The 9,384-nt window shown below is 68.7% G+C and carries 8 protein-coding genes; 2 read left to right on the forward strand and 6 right to left on the reverse strand.

The annotated features are described in order from the left end of the window. The 6 genes from ACJ73U_RS21950 to typA form a co-directional block, all read right to left on the reverse strand. Positions 1-396: ATP-binding cassette domain-containing protein (locus tag ACJ73U_RS21950; RefSeq protein WP_407779554.1), on the reverse strand; the 396-nt coding region annotated here is incomplete at its 3' end. A gap of 37 nt (positions 397-433) precedes the next feature. Then, positions 434-1,393 (reverse strand): ABC transporter permease, encoded by a 960-nt coding sequence (locus tag ACJ73U_RS21955; RefSeq protein ID WP_407779555.1) that lies wholly within the window; start codon positions 1,391-1,393, stop codon positions 434-436. A 17-nt stretch (positions 1,394-1,410) separates the two neighbouring features. Further along, positions 1,411-2,343, reverse strand: coding sequence for an ABC transporter permease (locus ACJ73U_RS21960; RefSeq protein WP_407779556.1), 933 nt, complete (start codon positions 2,341-2,343; stop codon positions 1,411-1,413). 91 nt (positions 2,344-2,434) lie between these two features. Continuing rightward, complete coding sequence (locus ACJ73U_RS21965) at positions 2,435-4,144, reverse strand: ABC transporter substrate-binding protein (protein ID WP_407779557.1); 1,710 nt, start codon at positions 4,142-4,144, stop codon at positions 2,435-2,437. A gap of 494 nt (positions 4,145-4,638) precedes the next feature. Continuing rightward, positions 4,639-6,306, reverse strand: a complete 1,668-nt coding sequence (locus tag ACJ73U_RS21970; protein WP_407779558.1) for an ABC transporter family substrate-binding protein — start codon at positions 6,304-6,306, stop codon at positions 4,639-4,641. Positions 6,307-6,459: 153 nt separating this feature from the next. Then, a complete protein-coding gene (gene typA / locus ACJ73U_RS21975; RefSeq protein WP_407779559.1) occupies positions 6,460-8,361 on the reverse strand; it encodes a translational GTPase TypA in 1,902 nt (633 codons plus the stop codon). A 169-nt stretch (positions 8,362-8,530) separates the two neighbouring features. On the opposite strand from typA, the gene ACJ73U_RS21980 reads away from it, so the two are divergent. Together ACJ73U_RS21980 and ACJ73U_RS21985 are read left to right on the forward strand one after the other, a co-directional pair. Then, complete coding sequence (locus tag ACJ73U_RS21980; protein ID WP_407779560.1) at positions 8,531-8,686, forward strand: hypothetical protein; 156 nt, start codon at positions 8,531-8,533, stop codon at positions 8,684-8,686. 161 nt (positions 8,687-8,847) lie between these two features. Next, a partial coding sequence (locus ACJ73U_RS21985; protein WP_407779561.1) for a tryptophan--tRNA ligase occupies positions 8,848-9,384 on the forward strand: 537 nt, incomplete at its 3' end.

Raw genomic sequence — 9,384 nt, forward strand, 5'->3', positions numbered from 1 at the left:
CAGCATGAGCACTTCGCTGATCTGGTCGCCGACCTTGAACACCGGGTTCAGCGCGGTCAGCGGGTCCTGGAAGATCATCGAGATCTGGCTGCCCCGCAGCTTGCGCTGCTGCTTCTCGGGCATCTTGAGCAGCGACCGGCCGCGCAGGAAGACGTCGCCGGACGGGAAGGTCGCCGGCGGCGACGGCACCAGACCGAGGATGGTCATGGCCGACACGGACTTGCCGGAGCCGGACTCACCGACGATCGCGAGCGTCTCGCCCTCGTTGACGTGCCACGAGACGCCGTCGACGGCCTTCACCGTGCCGTAGTCGGTCTTGAAGTGGACCCGCAGGTCCCGTACCTCGAGCAGGGGCGCGGGGGCCCCGTCGAGGTCGATGTCGGCTGGGCCGGTCATCTGGGTAGTTCTCCTAGGGGTGGGAGCAACCGGGGTCTTACCGGAGCTTCGGGTCCAGCGAGTCGCGCAGGCCGTCGGCCACGAACGCGAAGGCCAGGGTGGTCAGGCAGATCGCGGCACTGGGGAAGATCCAGAGGTAGTCCTTGCCAGCGACCTGCACCTGCTCGATGCCCTGGTTGATCAGCCGGCCCCACTCAGGGGTGTCCGGCGGCACGCCAACCCCAAGGTACGCCAGTGACGCCATCGCGACGACCGCGACGCCGATGCTGGTGAAGGAGTAGATGAACACGGGCTGGATGGCGTTCGGCAGGATGTGCCGGACCACGATCCGCCAGTCGGACGCGCCGATCGAGCGGGCGGCCTCCACGTACTCCGCCTCACGCAGCGCGAGCATCTGGCCACGCATGAGCCGGGCGCCGGTCGCCCAGCCGAGCACCACCAGGGCGATGATCACCTGGGCGACACCGGAGCCGAACGTGCGGACGATGAGGATCGCGCCGATCAGGTACGGGAACGCCAGGAAGATGTCGGTGACACGCATGATGATCGAGTCGGCGAAGCGGCCGCGGAAGCCGGCGATGGCGCCGAGCGCGACGCCGACGATCAGCGAGCCGAGCATCGTGAAGACGCCGACGATCAGGGCGAGCTTCAGGCCGTAGAGCAGCTCCGAGTACAGGTCGCGGCCGAGCGCGTCCGTACCCATGAGGTGGTCGCTGTCCGGGGTGGCCAGCGTGTTCAGGAGGTTCTGCTCCCAGGGGTCGTACGGCGAGATCAGCGGTTGGATGATCGCCAGGATGATCAGGACGACCACGACCACGAGCCCGACCATGGCGAGCTTGTTGCGCTTGAAGCGGCGCCACATGTCGGCGAACTGGCTGCGGTTGCGCTGCTTGCCCTTGCCGTCGAGCTCGGGTACGGCCGCGCCCGTCTCGTGGGCCGACTGGACGATCACCGACTGGGCGGCGGTGGCCATGTCGGCCGGTTCGGAAGAAGTCATTTTCCCTGTCCCTCCGCTCAGCTCAGCCTGATCCGTGGATCGAGGTATGCGTACAGGATGTCGACGAGCATGCTGAGCGCCACATATACCAGTACGCCGAACGTCACGATCGCCATGATCACTGGATTGTTGTTCTGCAGGATCGATTTGTAGAGCAGGTAGCCGACGCCGTTGTACTGGAAGATCGTCTCGGTGATGATCGCGCCACCGAGCAGGACGCCGATGCTGATGCCGACGTAGGTGACCACCGGGATGATCGAGTTCCGGAAGGCGTGTTTCATGATCACGGTGCGCTCACTGAGACCCTTGGCCCGCGCGGTGCGGATGTAGTCCATGCGGAGCACCTCGAGCATGGACCCGCGCATGAGCCGGGCGATGAACGCCGCGTCGATGATCGCGAGTGTTATCGCTGGTAGGAGCACTTCCGTGTACCACGGCGCCAGTTCGGTGAACGTTCTCGGCACCTGGGGGAACACCCAGAAGCCGGACACCGTCTGCCGCAGCCAGATGCCGATCACGAACGTCGGCACGCCGATGGCGAGCGTGGTGAGGATGGTGACCAGGACGTCCCAGATGGAGTAGCGCCAGACCGCGGCGATGATGCCGGCGGCGACGCCGATGAGCACGTCGATGATGATCGCGATCAGCGCGAGCCGCGCGGTCGCGGGCACGGCCTGGCCGAGCATGTCGGCGACCGGCCGGCGCTGGTCGAAGTCGACACCCAGGTCACCGGTGAACAGGTTGCCCAGGTAGGTGAGGTACTGCATCGGCAGGGAATGGTCCATGCCGAACTTCGCCCGGAGGATCGCTTGTGTCGCCGGCGGCACCACCTTGTCGCCACTGGAGGCGAACGGGTCGCCGAGCACGAACAGGCCGATGAACAGCAGGATCGTCGCCGCGATCACGACCATGATGGCCTGGGCGAGCCTGCGGATGACGAACTTCCCCATTGTCTTTGCGCCGGCTTTCGGTCAGTCGGGACTCAACCTGATGGCCGTGGCCCGGTGAGATCTCCGGACCACGGCCACCCAGGTTATTCAGTTACTTGATGCTGATGACCCGCAGGTCCGGGTCCTCGTGGAAGTCCATCCGAAGGTTGATGAACTTGTCAGTGTTCGCGAGACGGTGCTGGGTGCGGTTCCAGAGCGGGATCAGCGCCTGGTCGTCGCCGATGGCGATCTTCTCGGCCTGCTGGTACAGGTCGGTCCGCTTGCCCTCGTCCTTCTCCTTCTTCGCGTTCTTCAGCAGGTCGTCGAACTTCTTGTTGCTGTACCGGCCGCGGTTGTCACCGACGGTCGGCTGGTCGGCCTTGGCGCCGATGGCACCGGTCGACAGCAGCGGCTCCAGGAAGTTGCCCGGGGTCGCGTAGTCGGCGCCCCACGCGGCGCGGTAGAGGCCGCTCGAGCCCGGCTGCTGCTCGTTGTTCAGCAGGTCGGTGAACTGGACACCCTTGAGCTCGACGTCGAGGCCCAGGTTCTTCTTGAGCTGGTCCGCGACGGCCGCGGTCCACTCCTCGTGGCCACCACCGGTGTTGAACTGGAAGTTCAGCTTGGTGCCCGCGGTGAGACCGGCCTCCTTGGCCAGCTTCTTGGCCTCGTCGAGGTCGTAGTGGCACGCTCCGCACACGCCCGGCTGGTAGGCGTCCTGGAACGCCGGCGGGACGAGCGAGGTCGACGGGGACTGCGAGCCCTTGAACACACCGTTGATGATCGCGTTGCGGTCGATCGCCATCGAGATGGCCTTGCGGGCCTTCGCGCTGTCGAGCGGCTTCTGCGTCACCATGACCAGCAGGTAGTTCATGCCGTTGGTGTTGCGGGTGATCCACTGGCCCTTGGACTCGTAGGTCGCACGCGCCTGCGAGAGCACCGGCGTCGGCATGCGGGCCCAGTCGAACTGGCCGTTCTGGTAGCCCGCGTACTCGTCAGCGGCACCGTTCGGCGTGATGCTGATCTCGACCTCGTCGAGGTTCGCCGGGTCCTGCACGGTGTAGCCGTCGAAGCGCTTGAGCTTGATGCCCTGGTTGTGCTGCCACGGGCCGTCCATCATGAACGGGCCGTTGCCGATCGGCTGGTCGACGTACGCCGGGTTCGACGTCGGCGTGCCGGCGGTCGACGGCACCGGGCTGAACACGGTGTGCGAGGTGCGGACGTACCACTCGCAGTCCGCGGCGCTCAGCTTGACGACCAGCTTGGCCGGGTCGGAGGCGTCCACGCCGGAGAGCGTGGTGGCCGTGCCGGCCTGCATCTCGTCGAAGCCCTCGATCTCGTCCATGTGGTACGAGACCTCGGAGGCCGAGTCCTTGGCGGCGACCCGCTCCCAGCCGCGCTTGAACGACTCGGCGGTGACCTCTTCACCGTTGTGGAACTTCGTGCCCGTCTTCAGGTCGAAGGTCCACTGGGTGCAGTCGTTGTTCGTTTCCCACTTGTCCGCAACACCGGGTTCGACCTTGCCGTCGTAGGTCGTGATGGTGAGGCCCGTGAACAGATGAGAAGCGACCAGGATGCCCTCGGACTCCTGGGCGTTGTACGGGTCGATCGCGGTGGGCTCCACGATGGCGAGCTTGAACGTGCCGCCCTTCTTGCCGGGCTTCAGGGCCGGGACCTTCGTCTCGGGCCAGCCGGCCGACGGTTGGTTCGCGTTGGAGTCGTTGCTGCCACTCGTGCCCTCGTTCGACTTCTGAGAGCACGCCGTGAGCACCAGCGCGGCAGCCGTCAGGCCGGCCGCGGCCCGGAGCCACGCTTGTTTCCTCATCAAGTTAGTTCCTCCATGAGCGAGCACGCACTCAGCGAGCGTGCGCCCGGTGTTGTCGTGACACATCGTGCACGGAGCCGGTGGGTACCGCGCGGCGGGGGCGGGTCGGGGAGGCCTGTTACCGCCGCATGGTCAACTCTTCCTAGGTGTGCGACGAAGTGTCATGTCGATCTTGTGACGGACCGGCGGCCAAACGCCGACACGCCGTTGCAGGACGGTAGGAACTTCCCCAACTCTCGTCACTGGGATGAGCTTGATCGTGACCAAAGGGTGACACGCCGGATCCAATGAGCGATCTACTGGTTACGCCGCGCTGAATAATGGGTGCGGACGGCCGACTAATGGGGGGTCCGCCGCGAAAGTCCGTGGCGACCTGGGAGTCCGGCACTTCGGGCAATCCTAGGCCGGCCGGCGGCGATCCGGGAACGGGAAAGTGGTAAATCCGGGAATAGGACGTGCGACAAATGTGACGGGCCTGTGACCAGCATGGTTAGTTAACTGGACGTGCGTTTCCAGAATGCGGCGCCGGCGAACGGCCCGGCGAAGCCGGCCCCGTCGGTGACGCCCGTGACCTCGCCGCGCACGGCGAGCACCTCGGCGTCCTGGTACAGCGGGAGCGCGACCGCGGCGCGCCACAGGGCGGGCTCGACCGACGTCAGGGCCTCGGTGACGGACAGTGAACCCGTGAGGGCCGCGTCGATGGTCGGCTGGACGCCGGCGTCGCAGTATCCGATCGGGTTGGCGGGCACCAGGCCGGTCGACCCGGTCACGCAGCCGTAGTCGCTCGCGAGCATGGTGGCCGGGTCACCACCGGCGGAGCGACCGGTCACCGCGATGTCCACCGCGTCCGCACTGCCCGTGCCGCCTCCCGTCGCGTAGAGCCGCTGGTAGAGCTGGGTGCCGGACAGCTCGACGACCTCCGCGGCCACCCCGCCCGCGGCCAGCTCCCGCTTGAGCTCGTCGGCGACCCGCACGTCGGCAGGCCGGTCGGAGTTGACGCCGATCGTCAGCGACAGCGCGCGGCCGTCCCGGGCCCAGCCCGCGCCCGTCCGCGCGTACCCGGCGTTCGTGAGCAGGGTCTGCGCGTTGGCCGGGTCGTGGACGACGTCCGCCGGGATGGTCGAGGTGTAGCCGGGCTCGCTGGGCGCGAGCACCTGCGCGTCGGCCCGGTACTGCGCCGACGGGCCGTTGCCGGTGCCGACCGTGATGAGCTGCGCGCGGTCGAGCAGGGCCAGCACCGCCTGGCGCACCGGCAGGTCGGTCAGCTGGCGGACCGGCCGCAGGTACACGGTGGTCACCGTCGGCCGGACGACGGTCGAGCTGGTGACGGTCGGTGCGAGGCCGCTGATGCTCCGCGCGCCGACGGAGTCGGTGGCCACCAGCGCCAGCTGGTCGTGGCCCTGGTCCAGCGCGTCGACCAGCGTGTCCTGCTCCGCGCGGCGCAGCACGATGCGGTCGAGCTCGGCCGGCTCCTCCCAGTACCGGTCGTTGCGCTCGAGCACGACCTCGCCGCGGTCGCCGTCGAGCGTCTTGACCGCGTACGGGCCGGCCGTGGCGGGGAAGTTGCTCTGCAGCGCGCCCGACCAGCCGCCGGGGGCGTCCTTGAGCAGGTGCGCGGGCAGGAGGTTCGAGAACAGCTCCCGCCAGCCCGGGTAGGGCTTCGAGAAGACGACCTCGACCGTCTTGCCCGAGTCGCGGGCGTTGATGTCGCTGATCAGCTTGTAGCCGGCCGCGTCGAGCACGCCCGGTTGGCTGGTCAGCTGTTCGCGCAGGTAGACGAAGTCCTCGGCGGCCACCGGGGCGGCGTCCGACCAGGACGCGTCGGCCCGGATCTGGTAGGTGACCGTGAACGGCTCGGCCTTGGTGACGGTCGCGGACGTCATCAGCATGCGGTCGAGCTGGGGCGTGCCGTCCGGTCCGGGGCGGAACACCGACGGCAGCAGCACCTCCGACAGCGCGGTCGTGATGGCCGACTGGTCGGCGAAGGTGTGCGGGTTGTAGCCGCCGGCGATTGAGTCGACGCCGGCCACGACCTCACCCGGGTCCACCGACGGGTTCGGCGGCGAGGTGACGGTCGTCTCGACCAACGGGGGTGCGGGGGTGCAGCCGGCGAGCACGAGCAGCGCGCCGATCGCGAGTAGCACCTTCCGCAACAACGTCACCCCCTTGGCGAGAAACCTAGCCCCCGGAGTAAAAGACGCGTCCGGCGGCCGACAGGTTCCAGCGCCTCAAGCCCTGACGGTGCCCCTCGGGACACCGAGCGTCCCGAGGGGCCCCCGAGGCGCTCAACGTGCCAGGGGTGCCCCGCGGGGCGGTCACGAATCGCGCGACTTCTCGCGCGCCCGTGCCCGGCCGCGCTGCGTGCTGTCGAGGATGACCTTGCGGATCCGCACCACGTCCGGCGCCACCTCGACGCACTCGTCCGTGGCGCAGAACTCCAGCGCCTCCTCCAGCACCAGTCTGCGCGGCCTGGCCAGCCGCTCCAGCTCGTCACCGGTCGAGGAGCGCATGTTCGTGAGCTTCTTCTCGCGGGTGACGTTGACGTCGAGGTCCTCGGCCCGGGGGTTCTCCCCGACGACCATGCCCTGGTACACCTCCGCGCCGGGTTCGACGAAGAACGTGCCCCGGTCGGCCAGCTGGATCATCGCGTAGCTGGTGACCGAGCCGGCCCGGTCGGCGACCAGCGAACCGGAGTGGCGGCCGCGGATCTGGCCGGCCCAGGGGAAGTACCCCTCGAAGATGGCGTTGGCGATGCCGGTGCCGCGGGTCTCGGTGAGGAAGTCCGTGCGGAAGCCGATCAGGCCGCGCGAGGGGACCACGTACTCGACCTTGACCCGGCCGGTGCCGTGCCCGCTCATGTGCTCCAGCCGGCCCTTGCGGCTCGCCAGCAGCTGGGTGATCGCGCCGAGGTACTCCTCGGGGGCGTCCACGGTCAGCCGCTCGAACGGCTCGCACAGCTGGCCGTCGATCGTTCGGGTGACCACTTCCGGGCGTCCTACGGTCAGCTCGAAGCCCTCGCGGCGCATGGTCTCCACGAGGATCGCCAGCGCCAGCTCGCCGCGGCCCTGGACCTCCCAGGTGTCGGGTCGCTCCGTCGGCAGGACCCGGACGGAGACGTTGCCGACCAGCTCGCTATCCAGGCGGGCCTTGACCAGTCGTGCGGTGACCTTCGAGCCGCCACCCCGGCCGGCGAGGGGCGAGGTGTTGACGCCGATGGTCACGGAGATGGCCGGCTCGTCGACGTGGATGCGCTCCAGCGGCTCCGGGTTGGCCGGGTCGGCGAGCGTGTCGCCGATGGTGATCTCCGGGATGCCGGCGATGGCCACGATGTCCCCGGCCTCCGCGCTGGTGGCCGGCACGCGCTCGAGGGCCTCGGTGAGCAGCAGCTCGGTGATCTTGACGGTCGTGATGGTGCCGTCCGCCCGGCACCAGGCGACCTGCTGACCCTTGCGCATGGTGCCGGAGTGGATGCGGCACAGCGCGATGCGGCCGAGGAAGCTCGACGCGTCGAGGTTGGTGACGAGTGCCTGCAGCGGCGCCTTCGGGTCGCCCGCCGGCGGCGGGACGTGCTCGAGCAGGACGTCGAAGAGCGGGTCGAGGTTGTCGCTGTCCGGCAGGCCGCCGTCCTCTGGCTGGTTCAGGCTCGCGCGTCCGGCGCGGGCCGACGCGTAGACCACGGGCAGGTCGAGGATCTTCGCGTTCGACGCGTCCAGCTCGCCGGCCAGGTCGAGCAGCAGGTCGTGGGTCTCGTCGACGACCTCGCTGATCCGCGCGTCCGGCCGGTCGACCTTGTTGACGACCAGCACGACCGGCAGCCCGGCGGCCAGCGTCTTGCGCAGGACGAACCGGGTCTGCGGCAGCGGGCCCTCGCTCGCGTCGACCAGGAGCACGACGCCGTCCACCATCGACAGCCCGCGCTCGACCTCGCCGCCGAAGTCCGCGTGCCCCGGGGTGTCGATCACGTTGATGGTGACCGGACCGTCCGGGGTCTCCCGGTGCACGGCGGTGTTCTTGGCGAGGATGGTGATGCCTTTTTCACGTTCCAGGTCGCCGGAGTCCATCACCCGGTCGACCGGCTCGGCGCGGGCCGAGAAGGCGCCGGTCTGGCGGAGCATGGCGTCGACCAGGGTGGTCTTGCCGTGGTCGACGTGCGCGACGATCGCGACGTTGCGGAGGTCGGTCCTGGCGACCGCGGGCGTGATCGTGTCCGTGGGCACGCGCGTGCTCCTGTGCATGAGAGGTCTGGCGACTGTTTTCGTCGGTCCTGCCGACGCTGGCTGTGGCGCGAGAGCGCGCGCGCCAATATCGAGGATAGCCGCCTGTGGTGGCGAGCCGTGGAAAGGTTAGCTTAACCTTAGTCCATTGCCGGCAGGTTGGAGGCCTGGCTTGGGCAAGAAGACACCCGCCGACTACGTGCGCAAGTGGACCAGGGCCGGCAAGGTCAAGAAGAAGTGCTGCCGGTCCAGGTCCAGGTGCAAGAAGTGCCCGGTGCTCGCCCTGAGACGAGCGAAGCTCAAGGTCGCGGCCAAGCAGGCGGCCTAGCGCTTGCCGCGCCTCGTACAATCGGTGCCATGCGCAACGTCACATCCATGTGGTGGGCCGCCTGACGGCGGCCGAGTTCCTGTTGCGTTGACCACAGGCCGCCCGACCGGGCGGCCTTTCTGCGTGTCCGGCGGGTGGCTCCGAGCCATGAGGAGCACCCGATGACCCGCCTGTCCGGCATCACCCCGTCCGGCCCCGTGCACGTCGGCAACTACCTGGGCGCGATCCGCCGCTGGGCACGCGAGGGCACGCGCGACGACCTGTACTTCGTGAGCGACCTGCACGCGATGACCTCGCCGTACCACCCGCAGAAACTGCGCGGCCGCACGCGGGAGATGCTCGCCATCCTCATCGCCGCCGGGATCTCGCCGGACACCGTCTTCGTGCAGTCCGACCTCCTGCCGCAGCTGGGCCCGCTCACCTGGGTCCTCGAGTGCGCGTGCGCGTTCGGCGAGGCGTCGCGGATGACGCAGTTCAAGGAGAAGAGCGCCGACCGTTCCCACGAGGGCACCCCGGTCCGGGTCGGCCTGTTCACCTACCCGGTCCTGATGGCGGCCGACATCCTCCTGCAGGGCGTCGACGAGATCCCGGTCGGCGAGGACCAGGCCCAGCACGTCGAGCTGGCGCGGGTGCTGGCGAGGCGCTTCAACAGCACCTACGGCGAGGCGTTCGTGGTACCCCGCGCCGTGACCCCGCCC

This window comes from Actinophytocola sp. (genome assembly GCF_045807065.1).
GTDB lineage: Bacteria > Actinomycetota > Actinomycetes > Mycobacteriales > Pseudonocardiaceae > Actinophytocola.